This window comes from Dickeya chrysanthemi NCPPB 402, from assembly GCF_000406105.1.
Lineage (GTDB): Bacteria > Pseudomonadota > Gammaproteobacteria > Enterobacterales > Enterobacteriaceae > Dickeya > Dickeya chrysanthemi.
This window is the reverse complement of sequence record NZ_CM001974.1, coordinates 1,154,042-1,174,798: the sequence shown is the minus strand read 5'-3', so window position 1 is coordinate 1,174,798 and position 20,757 is coordinate 1,154,042. Positions and strand designations below refer to the sequence as shown.

Here is a 20,757-nt window from a genome sequence, read left to right as displayed (position 1 = left end):
TCAGGAAAATAACATTTTCGTAAAAAAAATTTAGCCTATTCCCCTATATGTATATAACAGGATGGATTCAGGCTGTACATCAATGCCAGACGTGTTGCCGGAGGCAGAAATATTCCAGACAATGCCCTATATTGCTCATTCAGAGTCGAAGAGTCGGCTCATACGGGGAGGTTTTATGTCTACATCCACCGCCGGACTGTTTGTTAGCGCGTCCTGGCTGAATGCACATCGTCACGATGATGATATCGCCCTGATTGATGCCCGTATGTTGCCGCCGGGCAACGATACGCGCGATATCGCCGCCGAATACCAGGCGGAGCATCTGCCAGGCGCCGTATTTTTTGATATCGAATCCCTTTCAGACCACCACACCGCGCTGCCGCACATGATGCCGAACATCACCACCTTTGCTGACGCATTGGGCAAGCTGGGGCTCAACGAACGGCAGCATCTGGTGATTTACGATGAAGGCAACCTGTTTTCCGCACCACGGGCCTGGTGGATGCTGAGGCTTTCGGGCGCTTCGCGCATTTCGATCCTCAGTGGCGGACTATCAGGCTGGAAGCAGCAAGGGCTGCCGTTGGAACAGGGCGATGTGTCGCCAACCGCCAGTGAATTCCACGCCAAACCGCCTGCCGTCGGCGCTATTTGCTCTCTTAATGACGTGCTGGCCCTTTGCCGTACCGGCGATGAGCAAATTGTCGATGCCCGCCCCGCGCCTCGCTTTCTCGGTGAGGTGGATGAACCCCGGCCGGGGCTGCGTCGCGGTCATATTCCGGGGAGCTTCAACGTTCCCTGGAACCTGCTGGTTGAAAATGGCGCGCTAAAACCGGCAGACGAACTGGCGGCTATCTTTCATCAGGCTGGCGTCGATATCCAACGCCCGATTGTCGCCAGTTGCGGCTCCGGTGTGACCGCATCGGTGGTGATGCTGGCGTTGTTTGTGCTCAATGCGCCGCAGGTTTCGCTCTACGACGGTTCCTGGAGCGAATGGGGCGCGCGCGACGACGTGCCTGTCGTTACCGGTTGACCGGTCGTTATAGATGAATATACCCAAAATAATTCGAGTTGCAGGAAGACGGCGACGCAGCGAATCCCCGGGAGCTTACTCAAGTAAGTGACTGGGGTGAGCGACAAATCTGCCGGGAGCAGATTTGAACGCAGCTTGCTGCGGCCCTGAAAGGGCGAGGCCCCAGGATGGGCCGAGTAATAAAGCCAACGCACCTGCAACTTGAAGTATGACGGGTATAGCCGCCGTACAGGGGATGATTAACCAATAAAAAAACGGCGCAAGGCAACCCTGCCTGCGCCGTTTTTACTTGTAATGCATTTATTTACAACCGGCTATTATTTACAACCGGCTATGCCTGGCCGCCATTTTTGAATTCGCGCAGGAAACTTCCCCATTTGCGCTCATAAAACGGCGTGGTGTGGCGAATTAAAAAGTGACTGATGCCGGGTTCGTCATTATTCACCAGACAAATATCGATCGGGCGGTCATCCGGCTGGGTATCCGTCGCCACCGATCCGGTTGCCTGAATCAACTCGTCCAGATCGTCGCCATACACATCCAGACCGATCAGTAAGTGCGGCTGATCTTCATCCGGTTCCTGGAGCTGCGCCAGAAACGCCCGTTTTACGTTGCGGTGCTTACTGAACAACTGAGTCAGAGAATCAATCATCTGGGTCGGCATCTCAGCCGGAATGCCGATTTTTAGTTCGGCGTCGCCATCCAGAAGATGCTGTTGCACCAGACCACTCCCCTCACTGGACAACAGGTGTTCGATCTCCTGCGGCAAAAATTCTTTGCCATATGGCAGCTTCGGATTGAGAAACAACGTGGCACCACGGGTGATATCGAACAGAGTTCTGACTGGCAACGCCAGAAATGCCTGTTCGTCGGTCACCGCCAGTTGCAATGCCTCCAGCGAAGAAAAAAACGGAATGGCGGAATCACCGTCCGGTTTTTCCCAGTGCTGCAATTGCAGCTCGCCGCCTGCCTGCAGGCTGCTTTCGCCAGACATCTCTTCTTCGCTGTGGCCCAGCACATACACCGTCGCTTCCAGCAGTTCGCTGAAAAACTCAGGCCGATGCGCCGGTTCCGATGCGGCCAGCTTTAACACCTCTTCCAGCCGATTGTGGGGTGAAAACTCCATAACGCTCCTCAACGCTTAACGTCAGCGGTAAGCACAGTAACGACAACAGGGAACATCGGCTCCTTGTTGTCGTCTTCATATAGCCTGATCCCGGTTAACCCGCTTTATGCAGCAGGAAGTCGGCCAGCGTGCGCACGCCCAGGCCGGTAGCGCCGGCAGACCACTGCTCCACCGCCGATTTGCGGTAAGTCGCGGAACAGTCGATATGCAGCCAGCCTTGCTGGTAGTTTTTCACAAAGTGAGACAGGAACGCCGCCGCCGTGCTGGCGCCTGCGGTGTGTGCCGCACCCGCCACGTTATTCAGCTCGGCAAAGTTAGACGGCAGATGCTGGCGATGGAACTCTTCCAGCGGCAGACGCCAGAACGGCTCGCCTTCGCGACGGGCACTTTCCATCAGCGAGTCAATCATTGCATCGTCGAAACTGAACAGTGCGTGGTAATCATTACCCAACGCGGTTTTGGCCGCCCCGGTCAAGGTCGCACAATCCACAATCCACTGCGGATTCTGCTCGGCGGCGTCAATCAGGCCATCAGCCAGCACCAGACGCCCTTCGGCATCGGTATTCATGACTTCAACGGTTTTACCATTGCGATAACGAATGATATCGCCCAGACGGAACGCATTGCCGCTGACCATGTTATCCGCGCAACACAGGTACAGTTTCACACGCTGCTGCAAGCCGCGAGCCGCCGCCAGCGCCAGCGCGCCGGTCACCGTCGCCGCACCGCCCATATCAGACTTCATGGAATCCATGAAACCGCTGCCCTTCAGGCTATAACCGCCGGTATCAAAAGTGATGCCTTTACCAACCAGGCAGGCCAGCACCGGCGCGTCTGCCTTGCCGGTCGGGTTATAATCCAACGCCAGCAATACCGGCGAACGTTCGGAACCGCGACCGACGGTATGTAAACCAGCGTAGTTCTGCTCACGCAGATCCTCGCCTTTGGTAATGCGATAGGAAATCGCTTCACCCGCCACGCTGCACAGCAGATCGATGGCCCGAGTCGCCAGTTGTTCCGGCCCCAGATCTTCTGCCGGAAGATTGATGGTATCGCGCACCCAGTCAACGATCTTCAGGCGGCTCTCCAGTTCCTGCTGCTGTGACTCAGGCAACGTGGCCCACTCTACCGTGCGTTTGCCCTTCGGACCACGATACCCCTGCCAGAACGCCCAACTGCTTTCCAGATCCCAGCCTTCGCCTGCCAGTTTGACGTGTTTGATACCCTGCCCGTCGATTTTGCGGGCCGCACGCTGAATAATGGTCTGCGGCTTGTCGCCGGACAGATGGATGGTAAATCCCTGCTCATTGGCGGTTAACGAGGCTTTCTCACCCCAGCGTGCGTCCGCTGGCTGATGGGAAAGGGTAATCAGCATCGCTTCAGTTGTCATACATCTACTCCAAATCGGGCTTTGTTTTTATCAGCCCGCTATCGCCATGATGAAAAAAGAGAAAACGGGCCACCTCAAGGCAGCCCGTTGACTAATTCGGTTATTCGGCTTCGTCCAGCCATACCAGCAGGATGGCTTCCAGAATCTTCTCGTTTGACGCCTCCGGTTCATCGTCAAACTCATCCAGCTCGCAAATCCAGCGGTGCAGGTCGGTGAAACGCACGGTTTTTGGGTCGGTATCAGGATACAGGTCGTACAACGCTTCGCCGATTTCACGGCTATCGGTCCATTTCAGTCCCATGAGTTACCCCGTCAATGCTCGCGTGCGTGGTTAATGGTATAACGCGGAATTTCCACCACCAGATCTTCATCGGTGATGCGTGCCTGGCAACCCAGCCGGCTTTCCGGCTCCAGCCCCCAGGCTTTGTCCAGCATGTCGTCTTCGTCTTCGGTGCTTTCCGGCAACGAATCAAATCCTTCCCGGACAATGCAGTGGCAGGTGGTGCAGGCACAGGACTTTTCACAGGCATGCTCAATTTCAATACCGTTGCGCAATGCCACGTCCAGAATGGTTTCACCACTGTTCGCTTCCAAAACTGCCCCTTCCGGACACAAGTCCTGATGCGGCAGAAAAACAATCTTGGGCATGTTATACCTCGTCCACGGAATGCCCCGCCAACGCACGGCGGATAGATTCATCCATCCGGCGGGCAGCGAATTCCTGGGTTTGTTGGTCTAATTTTTTAATCGCGGCCTCAATGGCTGAGGCGTCGGTTTCCTGTGCAGCCTGCTGCAATTGAAGGCTGGCAGCGTCGATCGCCGCCCGCTCTTCATCGTTCAGTAGAGCGGCATCCACCGCCAGCGCGCTGTTGAGACTTTCCAGCACGCGCGTGGCTTCCACGCGCTGCTCAGCCAGCCAGCGCGCACTCATGTCGTGCTGGGCGTTCTGCATGGAATCGGTGATCATGGTGGCGATTTCATCGTCGCTCAAACCATAAGACGGTTTCACCTGAATGGAAGCCTCCACCCCGGTAGATTTCTCCATCGCGGTCACGCTCAGCAACCCATCGGCGTCCACCTGGAATGTCACCCGGATATGTGCGCCGCCAGCAGGCATCGATGGGATGCCGCGCAGCGTGAAGCGCCCAAGCGAACGGCAATCCTGCACCAGTTCGCGCTCCCCCTGCAATACATGGATCATCATCGCGGTCTGGCCGTCTTTGAATGTGGTGAACTCCTGCGCGCGCGCCACCGGAATAGTGGTATTACGCGGAATCACTTTCTCGACCAATCCCCCCATGGTTTCCAGCCCCAGTGACAACGGAATCACGTCCAGCAACAGCATTTCGCTGTCGGGCTTGTTGCCCACCAGAATATCCGCCTGGATCGCGGCGCCGATAGCCACCACCTTATCCGGGTCGATAGAGGTCAACGGCGTACGGCCAAAGAATTCGCCAACCCGCTCACGCACCAGCGGCACGCGGGTGGAGCCGCCGACCATCACCACCTCTTTTACTTCATCCATATCGACACCCGCGTCTTTCAGCGAGCGGCGACAGGACAGCAGCGTGCGTTTTACCAGCGGCGCAATCAGGGTGTTGAACTGTTCGCGGGTCATCTCGCCTTGCCAGCCCGCCACCGATACCGGCACGGTTTGCGCATCGCTCAAGGCAATCTTGGTCTGTATGGCGGTATTCAGCAGCACCTGCTGCAATTGATGATCGTCGCGTACGGTAATCCCGGCCTGTTCACGAATCCATTCGACCAGCAGATGGTCGAAATCGTCACCGCCCAGCGCGGAATCGCCGCCGGTAGCCAACACTTCAAATACGCCGCGGCTAAGACGCAGGATAGAAATATCAAAGGTGCCGCCGCCCAGATCATACACGGCGATCACGCCTTCCTGGCCGGAATCCAGCCCATAGGCAATCGCCGCCGCGGTCGGTTCGTTAAGCAGCCGCAGCACATGCAAACCGGCCAGACGAGCCGCATCTTTGGTGCCCTGACGCTGTGCATCATCAAAATAGGCCGGCACGGTGATTACAACGCCGTCAGGCAGCCCATTCAGCGCCTCTTCGGCACGCCGGGTCAACGCCGACAAAATATCGGCCGATATCTGAATCGGATTACGCGGACCTCTGGCAGTCTGCAACACCGGCAGGCCATTCTCGCTGGCTTCAAGCCGATAGGGCAAATGGGGATAGCGCTGACGAATATCGGAGAGCGAACGCCCCATCAAGCGTTTGACGGAGCTGACCGTATTGACCGGATCGGTCGCCGCCTGCCGGCGAGCGTCCCAGCCAACGGTATGACCGTCGGCGTCGTAATGCACAACGGACGGCAATAGGTGGCGCCCGTCATGGTCAGGCAACGTTTGTGCCTCACCGCTGCGAACGGTGGCGACCAGAGAATGGGTCGTTCCCAGATCAATGCCGACGGCCAGACGCTGCTGATGCGGTGCCGCACTCAGCCCTGGCTCGCTGATTTGTAATAAGGCCATATTGAGCTTCCATCAATTGGCGGGCGGGCGAGAGGTGACACCTGGTCATTACTGCCCACCGGATTGAATGTGACTTATCGTTCCAGCAATTGTTCTTCGAGTTGTTCAACTTGCTGCCGGAGCCGATCAAAAAAACGCAGTTTACGTACCGTATCCGCTGCATCCGACCAGGATTCCTCATCCAGCTCGCGCGTCATCTGCTCGCTGCGCTGGCGGGTAATCCCTTGCAGACGCTGTGCAAATGTTGCCAGCGCACTTTCCGCATCCGGGCGACGTTCAATCTCGTCCAGCTCTTCACGCAGTTCCATCTGCTCCATCAGGAATGCAGTGTCATGGAGCGTATGCTGCTCGTTGCTCAAATCGAAACCGTGCAAAGATAGCATATACTCCGCGCGTTTCAGCGGGTGCTTCAGCGCCTGATAGGCATTATTGATGGTCGCCGCCTGTTGTAACGCCATCATGCGTTCACGTTCCGGACTGGCGGCAAAACGGTCAGGGTGAAACTGGCGCTGCAGTTCCTGAAACCGGGAAGCAAGCAGGCTGCCATCCACGTTATAGCGAATCGGCAGCCCGAATAAAGCAAAGTAATCCATAGTGTGCTCTGAGTTCGCAGACAATTCATGCACGCCCGCCGCGTTACATGCCGGAGCACACAACGCGGCGGGAACCAGTCAACAGACCGGCCGGCGGTCAGACATTAAAGCTTTCGCCGCAACCGCACTCGCTGGAAACGTTAGGGTTATTGAACTTGAAGCCTTCGTTCAGCCCTTCCTTGACGAAATCCAACTCGGTGCCGTCAAGATAGACCAAACTTTTGCCATCAATAATGACCTTCACGCCCTTGTCTTCAAACACCACATCGTCGGTGTTCAATTCATCAACAAATTCCAGCACATACGCCATACCGGAACAGCCGGACGTTCTCACGCCCAGACGCAGACCGACGCCTTTGCCACGATTGGCCATAAAGGCATTAACGCGTTGCGCAGCGCTGTCGCTCAGGGAAATCGACATAAGCAAAAACCTCTAATTCATCTGCCCGTTATTTGTCGCCACGTTTGCTCTTGTAATCGGCGATGGCGGCTTTGATAGCGTCTTCAGCCAGAATAGAGCAGTGAATTTTTACCGGCGGCAACTCCAGTTCTTCGGCGATCTGGGTGTTTTTAATCGATTCGGCTTCGGTCAGGCTCTTGCCTTTCACCCACTCGGTGACCAGCGAGCTGGAAGCGATGGCGGAACCACAACCGTAGGTTTTAAAGCGGGCGTCTTCGATAATCCCCTGCTCATTGACCTTGATTTGCAGTTTCATCACGTCGCCGCAGGCCGGTGCGCCCACCATACCGCTACCGATGCTCGGATCCGACGAATCAAACGAGCCGACGTTGCGCGGGTTTTCATAGTGATCAATTACTTTTTCGCTGTAAGCCATAATATGCGTCCTGATTCCTGCGAATTAATGATGCGCCCATTCGATGCTGTTGATATCCACGCCCTGCTTGAACATGTCCCACAACGGAGACAGATCACGCAGACGGCCGATGGATTTACGAACCAGATCGATGGTGTAGTCAATTTCTTCTTCAGTGGTGAAGCGACCCAGTGAGAAACGGATGGAACTGTGCGCCAGTTCATCGCTCATCCCCAACGCGCGCAACACATAGGAAGGTTCCAGGCTGGCGGATGTACAGGCCGAACCGGAAGACACCGCCAGATCCTTCAACGCCATGATCAGCGATTCACCTTCCACGTAGTTGAAACTCACGTTCAGGATATTCGGCGCGCCCTGCTCCAGGTCGCCGTTCAGGTACACTTCTTCGATATCGTTGATACCGTTCCACAGGCGATTGCGCAGGTTGCGCAGACGTACCGCTTCTTCGGCCATCTCTTCTTTGGCGATGCGGTAAGCTTCACCCATCCCCACAATCTGGTGCACCGGCAGGGTACCGGAGCGCATGCCGCGTTCGTGGCCGCCACCGTGCATCTGCGCTTCGATACGCACGCGCGGCTTGCGACGCACATACAGCGCGCCAATCCCTTTTGGGCCGTAAATCTTGTGGCCGGAGAAAGACATCAGGTCGACTTTCAGTTGGCTGAGGTCGATCGGCAATTTGCCTACGCTCTGGGTGGCATCAACATGGAAAATGATGCCGCGGCTACGGCACATTTCACCGATGGTGGCGATATCCTGCACCACGCCGATTTCGTTATTCACATGCATAATGGACACCACGATGGTGTCGTCACGCATAGCGGCTTCCAGCTCTTTCAGATCGATAATACCGTTGCGCTGCGGCGCCAGGTAGGTCACTTCAAACCCTTCGCGCTCCAGTTGACGGCAGGTATCCAGCACGGCTTTGTGTTCCGTCTTGCTGGTAATGATGTGCTTGCCTTTCTTCTGGTAGAAATTCGCTGCACCTTTGATAGCCAGGTTATCGGACTCGGTGGCGCCGGAAGTAAAGACGATCTCACGCGGATCCGCGCCGACCAGTTCAGCGATCTGGTTACGGGCGATATCCACCGCTTCTTCCGCCTGCCAGCCGAAACGGTGGGAACGTGAGGCCGGGTTGCCAAACGTACCGTCCAGGGTCAGAAACTGCATCATTTTTTCAGCCACACGCGGATCGACCGGCGTGGTTGCGGAATAATCCAGATAAATCGGTAACTTCATTGCTCTTAAACTCCGTACATCACTTCAAAACGTTCAAGGCGTTTCGTTCTTTTTTCTTTCAGGCACGCAAGTTGACGTTAATAGTTTCTTGTATGCGTCCGTTGGCGGTACGACGCACGTCAGCATCCTGACGATCCGCGACGTCCAGAATCTCTTTATTGTTAACCAGTTCATCCAGGGTGATGTTGTTGAGGAACTCGCTGATGCGGTCGCTCAGATCGCGCCACAGCGTATGGGTCAGGCAACGATCGCCGCCCTGACACCCTTCCTTCCCCTGGCAACGGGTCGCGTCCACGGATTCATCCACCGCAGAGATGACTGAGCCGACAGCGATTTCGGCGGAATCTTTCCCCAACAGATAGCCGCCGCCCGGACCACGCACGCTGGCAACCAACCCATGCTTGCGAAGGCGAGAAAACAGCTGTTCCAGATAAGAAAGCGAAATACCCTGACGCTCGGAGATATCCGCCAGCGGAACCGGGCCTTCTTTTGAATGCAGCGCCACATCGAGCATGGCGGTAACGGCGTAGCGGCCTTTAGATGTCAGTCTCATGTTAGTGGTATCCGTAAGATAAACATGTATTATTAAGACAAGTATTATGAGTCAAGCATACATAGCACAGTCATGAGTCTGACATTCCCGAGTGTTTCAGTCAACTATTTAACCGAGTAAATAACTCAACTATTACCCCGGCACAGCACGTATTCCCAATAACCACTCTCAAGCCGCTCTCATTCAATGATTATTCTGCGACGGATCCGATGGCGTCGTTTTGGTGATCGCGCTCAGAATGCCACGCAGGATATTGAGCTCCTGGTTTTCAGGACGGGCGCGGGTAAACAACCGACGCAGCTTATTCATCACCTGCCCCTGATGCGCCTGACGGATGAAACCGGTGTGCAGCAACGTCTCTTCCAGATGTTGATAAAAACGCTCCAGATCATCCGCCAGCGGATAGGGGCTCTCCTCATGCGCCGGCTCACCTTGCTGTTGGCTATCCAACCAGGCGACGCGGACCTCATAAGACAGGATCTGCACCGCCATCGCCAGATTGAGCGAGCTGTATTCAGGATTAGCGGGGATCGCCACATGGTAGTGACATTTTTGCAGTTCCTCATTCGTCAGCCCCACGCGCTCACGGCCGAACACAATCGCCACCGGTGCGCGTTGCGCTTCCTGAATGCTGCGTACGCCGCATTCACGCGGCTCCAGCATCGGCCAGGGCAACGTGCGGGAGCGGGCGCTGGTGCCGACCACCAGGCCACATCCTTCCAGCGCTTGATCGAGGGTATCGACGATAGTGGCGTTGCCAATGACATCACTGGCGCCGGCAGACAACGAAATCGCCTGCGAATCGGGTTTGACCAGCGGATTGACCAGCCAAAGATTGGTCAGGCCCATGGTTTTCATTGCCCTGGCCGTTGACCCCATATTGCCGGTATGTGAAGTTTCCACCAGCACAATGCGTATATTCTGTAACATGCGGACTCTGTCATACGAAACGGAAAACCGGCGTATGTTAACACAAACTTCTCTGTTTTCTCTTTCTCCTGCTATCTGCTATACTCCGCGCCGTTTTCTGTTCTTTAACATTCTTGTGGACGATACCATGCATCCGATGCTTAACATCGCCGTGCGCGCAGCGCGCAAAGGCGGCAACTTGATCGCTAAAAACTATGAAACGCCCGACGCCGTCGAGGCCAGCCAGAAAGGCAGTAACGATTTTGTCACTAACGTTGATCGTGATGCAGAACGCCTGATTATTGAAGTTATTCGTAAGTCTTACCCGCAGCACACCATTATCGGTGAAGAGTGTGGCGAACTGGTTGGCGAAGATCAGGACGTTCAATGGATTATCGATCCCCTGGATGGCACCACCAACTTTATCAAACGTCTTCCCCATTTTGCCGTTTCCATCGCTGTTCGCGTTAAAGGCCGCACTGAAGTGGCCGTGGTCTACGATCCGATGCGTAACGAGCTGTTCACCGCCACCCGCGGCCAGGGCACGCAGTTGAATGGCTACCGTCTGCGTGGCAGCAACGCCCGCGATCTGGACGGTACTATTCTTGCGACCGGCTTCCCGTTCAAACAAAAGCAACACAGCGCCAGCTACCTGCGCGTACTGGAAGCGCTGTTCAGCCAGTGCGCCGACTTCCGCCGCACCGGCTCCGCAGCGCTTGATCTGGCCTATGTGGCAGCAGGTCGCGTGGATGGCTTCTTTGAGATTGGCCTCAAACCCTGGGACTTCGCCGGCGGCGAACTGCTGGTGCGTGAAGCCGGCGGCATCGTTACCGACTTCGTCGGCGGCCATAACTACCTCACTTCCGGCAATATCGTTGCCGGTAACCCACGCGTGGTGAAATCGCTGTTGTCCACCATCCGCGACCAACTGAGTGATGCGCTGAAGCGTTAATCCTCCCTGTGGGCATGTCCGTCGGGCATGCCCTCGCTGTTATTTTTCTTTACAACTCAGCCCTGTTGAGTAAAAGTTTAAGTTTATATGATAATAATTATTAAACTCATTCATTTGCTTTAATTGACCATCACACAGCGGTTAATGACAGGATTCATTATGTTAAAGAAATCATGGCGTCACATTTTGCTGGCAACCACACTGACAACCTGTTTCGCCAGCCTCGCCACCCAGTATCCCCTCACGATTACGGATATCGACGGACAAAGCGTCACTATCCAACAGGAACCGCAGCGCGTTGTGTTACAAGACGGCCGCGATATCATGGCGCTGGCGCTGCTGGATCGCGATAATCCGTTCCACCGTCTTGTTGCCTGGAATAACTTGCCCAAAAAACAAGACACTGCCACCTGGGATGTACTGAAAAGCAAATGGCCGCAGTCCGAAGGCATTCTGGACATGGGCTTCAGCGACAAAGGCGAAGTGGAACTGGAAAGTATTCTGGCTAAAAAACCGGATCTGATGATTGCCCAACTGCGCGCAAAGCCGGCTTTAATGGAGAATGGCGTCATCGGTAAGCTGAATGCGTTGCACATTCCGCTGGTGTTCGTGGATTATGAAATCAACCCGGCGCAAAACACCGCATCCAGTGTTGATTTGCTCGGCAAAATGCTGAACCGCGAAGAAAACGCCAAAGCCTATACTGATTTTTATCGCCAGCATTTTGCCGATATCCAAAAAGTCACGACCGGCATCACCCCCCAACCCACCGTCTTTATCGAACCTATCGCTGGCAACTCTGACGCGTGCTGCTTCACTCACGCCCACAATGGCTGGGGTGGTTTGTTAGAAGCCATCGGTGCGAAAAATATCGGTTCCGGACTGCTGCCGGGCGCATCAGGCTTTGTCTCATTGGAAAAAGTGATCAGCGAAAAACCCGATACCTACATCATGACCGGATCCAAACGCGGCAATGGCACCAGTAAAATCCTGCCGTTTGGTTATAGCGCCAGCGACAGCGATATTCAGGACAAAGCCAAAGCTCTGCTGAGCCGCACCGGCATTGATCAGATCCCGGCGATTAAAGCCGGCCAGGTCTATGGGGTTTACCACCATTTCTATAACCACCCGTATAACATTGTCGGCATGGAGTATCTGGCTAAAGCGGTGTATCCGAAGCAGTTCGGTTCGTTGAACCCGGACGATAGCTATCATTACATCGTTCGCCATTTTACTACCCTGCCTGACAACAACTTTGTATTTGCCCGTAAACTGGCCGAGTAATCCATGAGTGTAACCACCGAATCCTCCATCAGCCGTGTCGACACGGCTGAAAACAGCGCGATAACCCACTACCGGAACATCATCCGTCACAGGCTGGCGCTAATGGCAGTGCTGGCCGTGGCGATTGTAGCGTCCTTGCTGCTGGACTTTGTGCTCGGCCCTTCCGGCTTGCCGCTGGATGTGTTATGGCAGACGCTGACCGACCCGGCAAATGCGGATGCCGGCAGCCGCGTTATCGTCTGGGATATCCGCCTGCCGTATGCGCTGATGGCGGTGGTGGTTGGTCTGGCGCTGGGGCTGGCGGGGGCGGAGATGCAAACCATCCTGAATAACCCGCTGGCTAGTCCATTCACGTTGGGTGTGTCCTCTGCGGCGGCATTCGGCGCAGCGCTGGCCATCGTATTGGGAATCGGTATACCGGGTGTTCCGGCGCAATGGTTCATTTCGGCCAATGCCTTCCTGTTCGCACTGCTGGCGGCGCTGCTGTTGGACGGGATTACCCGTTGGACCAAGGTGGCGACTTCCGGCGTGGTGTTGTTCGGGATTGCACTGGTCTTCACCTTTAACGCGCTGGTATCCATTCTGCAATTCATCGCCAACGAAGATACGCTGCAAGGACTGGTGTTCTGGACCATGGGCAGTCTGGCCCGCTCATCCTGGGAAAAACTCGGTATTCTGCTGGCGGTGCTAGCCGTGGTGATGCCGCTGTCAATGATGAGCTCGTGGAAGCTGACCGCGTTGCGTTTAGGCGAAGATCGCGCCATCAGCTTCGGCATCAACGTACGCCGTTTGCGTCTGGCGACACTGCTGCGCATTAGCTTCCTGTCGGCGCTGTCGGTTGCGTTCGTCGGGCCGATTGGTTTTATTGGTCTGGTCGCGCCGCATATTGCCCGTATGATTTTTGGCGAGGATCACCGCTTTTATCTACCAGCCAGCGCTCTGACCGGCGCACTGGTGTTGTCGCTGGCCTCTGTCGCCTCTAAAAACCTGCTGCCGGGGATCATTATTCCGGTAGGGATTGTCACCTCGCTGGTCGGGGTTCCTTTCTTCCTCAGCATTATTCTGCGTAACCGGGGGAATGTATGAGTCACAACGGACTGTCGATTTCTCATTTTTCCGCGGGTTATCTTAAGCGAAGCATTATTAACGATCTCTCGGTGCCGCTGTTGCCGCGCGGTAAGATCACGGTGCTACTGGGGCCAAACGGCAGCGGTAAATCGACGCTGCTGCGTGCGCTGGCGGGTTTGGGGCAAGCCCAAGGCGACCTGCTGTTGGATGACGCTAACCTGATGCAGTTGCCGTTCGCCAAACGGGCGGAAAAAGTGGTGTATTTGCCGCAGTCGCTGCCTGCCGGCGTACATCTTCACGTGCTGGAGTCGATCATCGTCGCCCAGCGTGCCTCCGGTGGGCTGCACCACAACAGCAACGAAGACGAGGTGCTGGCGCTGCTCAGGCAACTGGGCATTTCGCATCTGGCGATGAGCTATCTGGACCAGCTTTCCGGCGGTCAGAAACAGTTGGTCGGATTGGCGCAGTCGCTGATCCGTCAGCCGTCATTACTCTTGTTGGATGAACCGCTCAGCGCACTTGACCTCAACTACCAGTTCCACGTGATGGACCTGGTGCGTCAGGAAACCCGCAAGCGCAATATCGTGACGGTGGTGGTGGTGCACGACATCAATATCGCGCTGCGCCATGGCGACCACGTGCTGATGCTGAAAGACGGCAAACTGATTGCCAACGGCGAGCCGGCCGAGGTCATCAGTGAAGACAGCCTGGCACAGGTATACGGTGTACGCGGCCGTATAGAGCGTTGTTCCCAAGGGATCCCGCAAGTGATGATCGATGGACTGGTGACGGCACCGACGCTGTAAACATCAGCCTTGTCACCCGGCCGGTCACAACAAAAAACGCCCGTTCATACCAATGTTCGGGCGTTTTTTATGGATTACCGTCACCGCCCGGCCGGCGGCGACGAACGGTCAGGATTTCGCTGGCAGCGTCACCCAATAACCCGGCTGATACGGCAGCGGCAGGAATTTCTCATGGAAAGTACGGAAAGTCGCATCAGGATCGATGTCTTTGAATAAATCCGGATGCAGCCATTTCGCCATTACCTGAATCGCCACAAACTGATACGGGCTGTCATAAAATTGATGCCATATAGCATGGGCCTTGCCGTTGGTAGCCACGGGTAAGGTTTTGAATGCCGAACGCTCCATCAGTTTCTGCAGGCGCTGCAACGCTTGCTGTTTGTCGGCTCCCGGCCCGACGCCCACCCAACCATTGGCGGTGTTGTAGTTTTTCCAGTTGGCCCCGGTGACGATCACCACGTCCGGGCGCGCACTGATAATCTGCTCCGGATTCAGGGTGCCGAAAGTACCGGGAATAATTCCCTTGGCGATATTGATGCCGCCGGCGGCCTCCACCATTTTCCCAAAGTTTTCATTGCCGAACGACATACAACACTCTTCGTCATAGCCACCGGCACGGTCGATCATCACTTTCGGACGCGGCCCCTGATAGTTCTTCAGGCGCTCGGTCACAAGTTCAATCTGCTGGCGACGGAACTGCACGATCTCTTCGGCGCGTGCTGGTTTGCCCAGCAGTTGGCCCATGATGCGGATGCTTTTCTCGGCGTTTTCAAACGGCTTTTCACGAAAGTCGATAAACACCACCGGAATGCCCAGGCCGCTGAGTTTTTCAATCAGCTTGGCTTCATCGGTAGCGGCTTTCGCTTCCAGATTCATCAGCACCAGATCCGGCTTCAGATTCACCGCCTGCTCAACGTTGAAAGTACCGTCTTTGGCGCCGCCGAAAGTGGGTAATTGTTTAATCTGCGGATATTTATGCTCATACGCCAGATAGCCGTCATAGTCGGCCTTCGGCAAATCATCTCGCCAGCCGACCACGCGCTGGAACGGCGCCTCGGTATCAAACGCTGCCAGCAGATAAATCTGTCGCCCTTCCCCCAGAATCACACGCTTAACATCAGACTTAATCTCAACTTTTCTGCCGCTTACGTCTTCCACCACGATCGGAGCGGCTTTGACTGCCGAAACTAACCCCAACACCATGCCAATGGCACACAACCACTTTTGCATTCTATTATTCCCTGATCATTTACAAGTAATGAGATTCATTATCATTCAATGTAAATAATAAAGTTGCAACTGTATTCGGGCAATATGTTTCACATGAAAAAGAGAGGATATTTGTTTGATATACCCGTCATACTTCAAGTTGCAGGTGCGTTGGCGGCGTTCGTTCACCCGAATCACTTACCTGAGTAAGCTCATCGGGATTCTCTCTCTTGCCGTCTTCCTGCAACTCGAATTATTTTGGGTATACACGGCAGGAAGATTGGCAAAACACGAAATACAACGACCACGTGAAGACGGTGGAACCGGAGACATTTACACAACGTCGCACTTACCCCATCAACGGGCGAATGCCTCCCGCCACCTCAGGTTGCGTAGTGAGATACAGCACAATACCGGCAAAAGTCAGCATGATTCCCCCCGCCAGCGACAAGGCGGACCAAAACAGAAGCTGCCAGCGTGAAGCTGTACCGTTACGACTCAGGCGCTCCAACTGACGGCGACAAAACAATACGGCCATCCCCAGCAGCGAAACGGTAAGCGCCGTTCCCAGCGCCATGGTCAGGGCTGAGATCACCCCCCAGAAAAACACCCCCAGAACTTTGGCGAACAGCAGCACCAGTATTGCGCCGGAACACGGGCGCAGCCCCATCGCCAACACGACCATCAGGCGAGTACGCCAACCGTCGCACTGGTTGAGCGCATCTGCCGCCGGCACATGCTGGTGGCTGCAACCGCAGTGTTCATCATGTCGATGGCGTCTGGCTGGCGGCGCCAATCGTTCTGCCGCCGTCGGCGCCGCAATCGGCGTTAGGGCATGAAGGCGAGGTCTGACACGAGGGAATAGCGTTGCCGACAAGCGCCGCAATGCGCGTAAGCACAGCCAGCCGCCCAGAACGATCACCAGCACAAAACTACTCTTTTCCATCCAGAAGCTGCCGATGTGCAATGCTTTGCTGGAAAGTTGCAATACCGCCAGCACTAGGGTGACCAACACCACGGCCACCAGTCCTTGCAGCAAGGCGGAAGCCAGGGTCAACTGCAAACTGCTTTTCAGCCGGGACGGATGGGTCGCCAGATAGGTCGCGATCACCACTTTGCCATGACCCGGGCCAACAGCATGCAACACACCGTACACCAGACTGAACATCACCAGCGTCCAGCCGGCCTGATGGGGCCGCGCCTGCACCTGCTCCATCAAATCCGACATCTGCTGATGCAGCGACCGCTGCCATTCAATGCTTTGCAGCAGAATCGATGACCACCAGACCAGTGCCTGCCATGCGGCCACACCCATCAGCAATATAAACAGCGCCAGCGGCCACCAGCGTAAATAACTTCGGAGAATGCGCAGGCGATTTACTGGCATTGCAGCGTAACCTGCTGAGCAAACTGTTTTCCCAGTTCCCTATCTTTGGACGGTTTGGCATTTTTATCCAACGACAACGCATAGGACTGGAGCGACGCATCCGGTTTAGGCGTCACCAGCGTCGCTTTACAGCGAGCAGCCAGCGCAGCGCCAATCTGAATCGCGTTGTCGTCTTTATACGACATATCAACAAAGTAAGTCGGGTCATACGTGGAAATCAGTAGCGGTGCCCCCGCCAGCGGCTGTGGATGAGCCAGCGGCAACACGAATTCCAGCACCGCTTTATTGCCCGAACGGGAAAGGTGATATTCCGTTGGTAACGACTGGTATTTCACAGGCTTTCCATTCCGATAGATATCAGTAAAGTAATGCTGCCCCAGCACATTCGCCATCACTTCTGCTGCCAGTTTCTTCCATACTTCAGAATCTTTAGCGGCGTTGCCGGCATCGTAAAGCAAATCCGCAGAGGTGATAGGATCCATGGTCCAGCTCATGCGCAACCCGGTGATCAGGTCATCTTTCCCTTCCACGGTGGTTGTCATATCGATAAAACTATGTGGATGGGCCAGCGCCGGACCGGAAACCGCCATTATCATCAATAGCAGGCAGCTTACCCAACGGCATGAAAAGCCCGAAATGTTATAATGTAACATTATTTATCCTGACCATTTTCGCCATTACCGGCAGGTCGGCGTCCCCAGCGCGAGCGAGCACTCACCTGCGTACACAACATAAAGACCGGCAATACCAGCAGTGCCATAAGCCAGAAGGTTCCACCCTGCAGATACTCAAACAGAAAACCGGATACCACCGTCATCACGGCGACGGCGCCGCCAGTCCCCAACGCCGAATAGGCAGCCTGTAAACGCAGTACGTCAGCATCGTGGCGTGAAGAGATAAACCGCATTGCGGCCAGATGGCAAACCGTGAACGTGCCGCAATGCAAGATCTGCATCACGATCAACCACGGCAACGACACCGTGGCTCCCATCAGGCTCCAACGCACCACACTGCACACCGCGGACAAGACCAACAACCCGGACGCACTCCAATGCCGGAACAGACGACGACTGAACGCAAAAATGACAATTTCCGCCACCACGCTAAGCGACCACAGATAACCGATAACCGCCGCCGAATACCCCGCTTGTTGCCAGTAAATCACGCTAAAGCCGTAATAGGCGGCGTGAGCCCCCTGCAACAACGACACACAGAGTAAAAAACGCCAAATCGCCGACTCGCGCAGCAGAACACGCCACGGCGTGGCGGTTGTTTGCGTCTGGTGACGCTTAACGGAAGCCGGCATCACATGCGGCCGCAGCGCCATCCCCAGCAGCATCGATAACAGCCCCGCCGCCAGAGTGACCAGAATCGCCTGATGCCCCCAGACCGACACCAGTTGCCCGGTAACGGCGGAGCCAATCACAAACGCTACCGAGCCCCACACCCTCACCCGACCGTAATCCAGAGGCATCTGTTTTTGCCAGGTCGCCGCCAGCGCATCGGTAAGCGGAATCAACGGTGCAAAGAACAGGTTGAAACCGACCATCACCAGCATCAACCATAACCAGGCGCTGCCCAGCCAGAAGCCGATGAAAGCCAACAGCGACAACAACGCCAATCCCCTCAGTACGGTAATCAATCGGGCGGGGTCTTTCACCAACGGTGTAATAAACAGGCTACCGACAAATCGCGCCACCAGCCCGGCGCCAAGCAGAATGCCGATCGCCTCGGCGGATAACCCTTCGCCTTTGAGCCAGCCGCCCCAAAAGGGCAGGAAAATGCCATAACTGAAGAAATAGGTGAAATAGCCGAGCGCCAGCCAGGATGTGGATTGCAAAACCATGTCGTCTCCCCTCTACGGTCGGTTACTCTGGCAGAGAGCCGGAGCAGACGCAACGGGAAGCGGAAAAACAAACGCCAGCCCGAAGGCTGGCGTTGGCAGGGCGTCCGAGCCAGTCGGACGCCATCAGGCCGGTTATCAGGCGTAAACCGGGAAACGGGCGCAGATATCCAGCACTTTCTGTTTGACGCGCTCGATAACGGCTTCGTCATTGATGTTATCCAGCACATCGCAAATCCAGCCGGCCAGTTCACGCACTTCCGCTTCCTTGAAGCCGCGGCGGGTGGCCGCCGGCGTACCGATACGGATACCGGAGGTCACGAACGGGCTCTTCGGATCGTTCGGCACGCTGTTTTTGTTTACGGTGATATTGGCACGGCCCAGCGCGGCGTCAGCTTCTTTACCGGTCAGGTTCTTGCTGACCAGATCCAGCAGGAACAGGTGGTTTTCAGTACCGCCGGACACCACGTTGAACCCGCGGGACAGGAACACTTCCACCATCGCCTTGGCGTTTTTCGCTACCTGCTGCTGGTAAGTTTTGAATTCCGGCTCCATCGCTTCTTTCAGCGCTACAGCTTTACCCGCGATAACATGCATCAGCGGGCCGCCCTGACCGCCCGGGAATACGGCGGAATTCAGTTTCTTGTACAGTTCTTCGTCGCCGCCTTTGGCCAGAATCAAGCCGCCACGCGGGCCGGCCAGCGTTTTGTGGGTGGTGGTGGTCACGATGTGTGCGTGCGGAACCGGGTTCGGGTAAACGCCGGCAGCGATCAGACCGGCGACGTGCGCCATGTCGACGAACAAATAAGCGCCGATGCTATCGGCGATTTCACGCATCTTCGCCCAGTCAACGATGCCGGAATACGCAGAGAAGCCGCCCACGATCATTTTCGGCTTGTGAGTGCGCGCCAGTTCGGCCATTTCGTCGTAGTTGATTTTGCCGCTGTCATCAATGCCGTAAGGCACGACGTTATACAGCTTACCGGACAGGTTAACCGGAGAGCCGTGGGTCAGGTGGCCACCGTGCGCCAGATTCATACCCAGAATGGTGTCGCCCGGCTGCAGCAATGCAGTATAGACGGCGAAGTTAGCCTGAGAACCGGAGTGCGGCTGCACGTTGGCATAATCGGCGCCGAACAGTTCTTTAGCGCGATCGATCGCCAGTTGTTCAACCACGTCGACGTATTCGCAACCGCCGTAGTAGCGTTTGCCCGGATACCCTTCGGCGTATTTGTTAGTCAGCTGAGACCCCTGGGCCTGCATGACGCGTGGACTGGTATAGTTTTCTGACGCAATCAGTTCAATGTGCTCTTCCTGACGCACCACTTCTTGCTGCATTGCTTGCCATAGCTCGGCATCGTAATCGGCAATGTTCATTTCACGCTTTAACATCCGCATCTCCTGACTCAGCTAACTTGCTTCTTTATTAAAAATCACCCCAGAGGGCCGTGGGTACATAGTGTAAACCGTTTTGGACTGGCGATGATAGAGCTTGACAGAGGTTTTTACGCAAACGATTAGCTACAGGCTACACAAGGCTTCTCGTCTCGCCGGGATTTATCGTTCTGGCTGACTTTTTCTCATTCTCCACCTGCAATTTTTTCATGCGCGCGATTCTGTTTCGCCACACCGTTTCCCTGAACATCACCAGGTCTTTACAGGCCGCTCACTTCTATCAGCGGATGTTCCACCATAATCCGGAACTGAAAGAGATCTTCAATATGAGTAATCAGCGTAATGGCAATCAGCGTGAAGCGCTGTTCAATACCATTTGTGTGGACCGGTCGCCTTTATGCAATTTATCGCGCGCCAACTATTGGAATTTGGGGTGACCGAATCGCAGATTCATTACGAATGTTTTGGTCCACATAAAGTGATATAGCCGACAAAAATTACTTTCATTTATGTCAACAGGCCGGTCATGGCCTGTTTTATTTCCCACCAATAAATGCCGTCACGTCTTATTTCCACCGCGCCCTGATGAATGTTTCATCTCTTATTATTTTATGTTGAGAAATAAATACATTACAGG

At 55.3% G+C, this 20,757-nt stretch carries 21 protein-coding genes and 1 pseudogene; 6 read left to right on the top strand and 16 right to left on the bottom strand.

Annotated elements, in window-relative coordinates:
* Positions 1–175 precede the first annotated feature (175 nt).
* A complete protein-coding gene (gene sseA, locus DCH402_RS05360) occupies positions 176–1,030 on the top strand; it encodes a 3-mercaptopyruvate sulfurtransferase (protein ID WP_040000222.1) in 855 nt (284 codons plus the stop codon).
* A 331-nt stretch (positions 1,031–1,361) separates the two neighbouring features.
* On the opposite strand, the gene sseB is transcribed toward sseA, so the two are convergent.
* The 11 genes from sseB to trmJ all read right to left on the bottom strand — a co-directional run bounded on the left by sseB (position 1,362) and on the right by trmJ (position 10,197).
* Positions 1,362–2,156: an enhanced serine sensitivity protein SseB gene (gene sseB / locus DCH402_RS05355; RefSeq protein WP_040000221.1), complete on the bottom strand. Its 795-nt coding sequence runs from the start codon at positions 2,154–2,156 to the stop codon at positions 1,362–1,364.
* A gap of 94 nt (positions 2,157–2,250) precedes the next feature.
* Positions 2,251–3,546, bottom strand: a complete 1,296-nt coding sequence (gene pepB / locus DCH402_RS05350; RefSeq protein WP_040000219.1) for an aminopeptidase PepB — start codon at positions 3,544–3,546, stop codon at positions 2,251–2,253.
* A gap of 100 nt (positions 3,547–3,646) precedes the next feature.
* The gene (gene iscX / locus DCH402_RS05345; protein WP_012768860.1) at positions 3,647–3,847 is read right to left on the bottom strand and encodes a Fe-S cluster assembly protein IscX; all 201 of its coding nucleotides are present in this window, start codon (positions 3,845–3,847) and stop codon (positions 3,647–3,649) included.
* 11 nt (positions 3,848–3,858) lie between these two features.
* Positions 3,859–4,194: an ISC system 2Fe-2S type ferredoxin gene (gene fdx, locus DCH402_RS05340; protein ID WP_012768859.1), complete on the bottom strand. Its 336-nt coding sequence runs from the start codon at positions 4,192–4,194 to the stop codon at positions 3,859–3,861.
* Position 4,195: 1 nt separating this feature from the next.
* Positions 4,196–6,046, bottom strand: coding sequence for a Fe-S protein assembly chaperone HscA (hscA, locus tag DCH402_RS05335; RefSeq protein ID WP_040000217.1), 1,851 nt, complete (start codon positions 6,044–6,046; stop codon positions 4,196–4,198).
* 74 nt (positions 6,047–6,120) lie between these two features.
* Positions 6,121–6,639, bottom strand: a complete 519-nt coding sequence (hscB, locus tag DCH402_RS05330) for a co-chaperone HscB (protein WP_040000216.1) — start codon at positions 6,637–6,639, stop codon at positions 6,121–6,123.
* Positions 6,640–6,736: 97 nt separating this feature from the next.
* The gene (gene iscA / locus DCH402_RS05325) at positions 6,737–7,060 is read right to left on the bottom strand and encodes an iron-sulfur cluster assembly protein IscA (RefSeq protein ID WP_012768856.1); all 324 of its coding nucleotides are present in this window, start codon (positions 7,058–7,060) and stop codon (positions 6,737–6,739) included.
* Between the two features lie 28 nt (positions 7,061–7,088).
* Positions 7,089–7,475: a Fe-S cluster assembly scaffold IscU gene (gene iscU / locus DCH402_RS05320; protein ID WP_040000215.1), complete on the bottom strand. Its 387-nt coding sequence runs from the start codon at positions 7,473–7,475 to the stop codon at positions 7,089–7,091.
* Between the two features lie 24 nt (positions 7,476–7,499).
* On the bottom strand, positions 7,500–8,714 hold the full coding sequence (iscS, locus tag DCH402_RS05315) for a cysteine desulfurase (protein ID WP_040000213.1): 1,215 nt from the start codon (positions 8,712–8,714) through the stop codon (positions 7,500–7,502).
* 58 nt (positions 8,715–8,772) lie between these two features.
* Positions 8,773–9,267 (bottom strand): Fe-S cluster assembly transcriptional regulator IscR, encoded by a 495-nt coding sequence (iscR, locus tag DCH402_RS05310; RefSeq protein ID WP_016941830.1) that lies wholly within the window; start codon positions 9,265–9,267, stop codon positions 8,773–8,775.
* Positions 9,268–9,450: 183 nt separating this feature from the next.
* Positions 9,451–10,197, bottom strand: coding sequence for a tRNA (cytosine(32)/uridine(32)-2'-O)-methyltransferase TrmJ (gene trmJ / locus DCH402_RS05305; RefSeq protein ID WP_040000209.1), 747 nt, complete (start codon positions 10,195–10,197; stop codon positions 9,451–9,453).
* A gap of 127 nt (positions 10,198–10,324) precedes the next feature.
* Between trmJ and suhB the strand changes: the two genes are divergently transcribed.
* From suhB to DCH402_RS05285, 4 genes are all read left to right on the top strand, one after another.
* Complete coding sequence (gene suhB, locus DCH402_RS05300) at positions 10,325–11,128, top strand: inositol-1-monophosphatase (RefSeq protein ID WP_012768851.1); 804 nt, start codon at positions 10,325–10,327, stop codon at positions 11,126–11,128.
* A gap of 159 nt (positions 11,129–11,287) precedes the next feature.
* Positions 11,288–12,412, top strand: a complete 1,125-nt coding sequence (locus tag DCH402_RS05295) for an ABC transporter substrate-binding protein (protein WP_040000207.1) — start codon at positions 11,288–11,290, stop codon at positions 12,410–12,412.
* 102 nt (positions 12,413–12,514) lie between these two features.
* Positions 12,515–13,498, top strand: a complete 984-nt coding sequence (locus DCH402_RS05290; RefSeq protein WP_233276355.1) for a FecCD family ABC transporter permease — start codon at positions 12,515–12,517, stop codon at positions 13,496–13,498.
* Positions 13,495–14,286: an ABC transporter ATP-binding protein gene (locus DCH402_RS05285; protein WP_040000205.1), complete on the top strand. Its 792-nt coding sequence runs from the start codon at positions 13,495–13,497 to the stop codon at positions 14,284–14,286. Before DCH402_RS05290 ends, DCH402_RS05285 begins: the two co-directional genes overlap by 4 nt.
* A 108-nt stretch (positions 14,287–14,394) precedes the next feature.
* Here the strand turns inward: DCH402_RS05285 and DCH402_RS05280 are convergent, their stop codons facing one another.
* The 5 genes from DCH402_RS05280 to glyA form a co-directional block, all read right to left on the bottom strand.
* Positions 14,395–15,516 (bottom strand): ABC transporter substrate-binding protein, encoded by a 1,122-nt coding sequence (locus tag DCH402_RS05280; RefSeq protein ID WP_040000204.1) that lies wholly within the window; start codon positions 15,514–15,516, stop codon positions 14,395–14,397.
* Positions 15,517–15,844: 328 nt separating this feature from the next.
* The gene (locus DCH402_RS05275; protein WP_040000203.1) at positions 15,845–16,882 is read right to left on the bottom strand and encodes a nickel/cobalt transporter; all 1,038 of its coding nucleotides are present in this window, start codon (positions 16,880–16,882) and stop codon (positions 15,845–15,847) included.
* Positions 16,873–17,535 carry a DUF1007 family protein gene (locus tag DCH402_RS05270; protein WP_040000202.1) on the bottom strand — a complete coding sequence of 221 codons (663 nt, stop codon included), beginning with the start codon at positions 17,533–17,535 and terminating at the stop codon, positions 16,873–16,875. The genes DCH402_RS05275 and DCH402_RS05270 overlap by 10 nt, the downstream gene beginning before the upstream one ends.
* Positions 17,535–18,728: a 3-phenylpropionate MFS transporter gene (locus DCH402_RS05265; protein ID WP_040000200.1), complete on the bottom strand. Its 1,194-nt coding sequence runs from the start codon at positions 18,726–18,728 to the stop codon at positions 17,535–17,537. The genes DCH402_RS05270 and DCH402_RS05265 overlap by 1 nt, the downstream gene beginning before the upstream one ends.
* Before the next feature lie 135 nt (positions 18,729–18,863).
* Positions 18,864–20,117 (bottom strand): serine hydroxymethyltransferase, encoded by a 1,254-nt coding sequence (glyA, locus tag DCH402_RS05260; RefSeq protein WP_040000198.1) that lies wholly within the window; start codon positions 20,115–20,117, stop codon positions 18,864–18,866.
* Positions 20,118–20,389: 272 nt separating this feature from the next.
* On the opposite strand from glyA, the pseudogene DCH402_RS22845 reads away from it, so the two are divergent.
* A pseudogene (locus DCH402_RS22845) lies at positions 20,390–20,527 on the top strand (NO-inducible flavohemoprotein); the annotation flags it as partial.
* Positions 20,528–20,757 lie beyond the last annotated feature (230 nt).

Excerpts from the sequence above, each read along its gene's own strand:
- sseA (WP_040000222.1), top strand. The coding sequence starts at position 176 with ATGTCTACATCCACCGCCGGACTGTTTGTTAGCGCGTCCTGGCTGAAT.
- sseB (WP_040000221.1), bottom strand. The coding sequence starts at position 2,156 with ATGGAGTTTTCACCCCACAATCGGCTGGAAGAGGTGTTAAAGCTGGCC.
- pepB (WP_040000219.1), bottom strand. The coding sequence starts at position 3,546 with ATGACAACTGAAGCGATGCTGATTACCCTTTCCCATCAGCCAGCGGAC.
- iscX (WP_012768860.1), bottom strand. The coding sequence starts at position 3,847 with ATGGGACTGAAATGGACCGATAGCCGTGAAATCGGCGAAGCGTTGTAC.
- fdx (WP_012768859.1), bottom strand. The coding sequence starts at position 4,194 with ATGCCCAAGATTGTTTTTCTGCCGCATCAGGACTTGTGTCCGGAAGGG.
- hscA (WP_040000217.1), bottom strand. The coding sequence starts at position 6,046 with ATGGCCTTATTACAAATCAGCGAGCCAGGGCTGAGTGCGGCACCGCAT.
- hscB (WP_040000216.1), bottom strand. The coding sequence starts at position 6,639 with ATGGATTACTTTGCTTTATTCGGGCTGCCGATTCGCTATAACGTGGAT.
- iscA (WP_012768856.1), bottom strand. The coding sequence starts at position 7,060 with ATGTCGATTTCCCTGAGCGACAGCGCTGCGCAACGCGTTAATGCCTTT.
- iscU (WP_040000215.1), bottom strand. The coding sequence starts at position 7,475 with ATGGCTTACAGCGAAAAAGTAATTGATCACTATGAAAACCCGCGCAAC.
- iscS (WP_040000213.1), bottom strand. The coding sequence starts at position 8,714 with ATGAAGTTACCGATTTATCTGGATTATTCCGCAACCACGCCGGTCGAT.
- iscR (WP_016941830.1), bottom strand. The coding sequence starts at position 9,267 with ATGAGACTGACATCTAAAGGCCGCTACGCCGTTACCGCCATGCTCGAT.
- trmJ (WP_040000209.1), bottom strand. The coding sequence starts at position 10,197 with ATGTTACAGAATATACGCATTGTGCTGGTGGAAACTTCACATACCGGC.
- suhB (WP_012768851.1), top strand. The coding sequence starts at position 10,325 with ATGCATCCGATGCTTAACATCGCCGTGCGCGCAGCGCGCAAAGGCGGC.
- DCH402_RS05295 (WP_040000207.1), top strand. The coding sequence starts at position 11,288 with ATGTTAAAGAAATCATGGCGTCACATTTTGCTGGCAACCACACTGACA.
- DCH402_RS05290 (WP_233276355.1), top strand. The coding sequence starts at position 12,515 with ATGGCAGTGCTGGCCGTGGCGATTGTAGCGTCCTTGCTGCTGGACTTT.
- DCH402_RS05285 (WP_040000205.1), top strand. The coding sequence starts at position 13,495 with ATGAGTCACAACGGACTGTCGATTTCTCATTTTTCCGCGGGTTATCTT.
- DCH402_RS05280 (WP_040000204.1), bottom strand. The coding sequence starts at position 15,516 with ATGCAAAAGTGGTTGTGTGCCATTGGCATGGTGTTGGGGTTAGTTTCG.
- DCH402_RS05275 (WP_040000203.1), bottom strand. The coding sequence starts at position 16,882 with ATGCCAGTAAATCGCCTGCGCATTCTCCGAAGTTATTTACGCTGGTGG.
- DCH402_RS05270 (WP_040000202.1), bottom strand. The coding sequence starts at position 17,535 with ATGTTACATTATAACATTTCGGGCTTTTCATGCCGTTGGGTAAGCTGC.
- DCH402_RS05265 (WP_040000200.1), bottom strand. The coding sequence starts at position 18,728 with ATGGTTTTGCAATCCACATCCTGGCTGGCGCTCGGCTATTTCACCTAT.
- glyA (WP_040000198.1), bottom strand. The coding sequence starts at position 20,117 with ATGTTAAAGCGTGAAATGAACATTGCCGATTACGATGCCGAGCTATGG.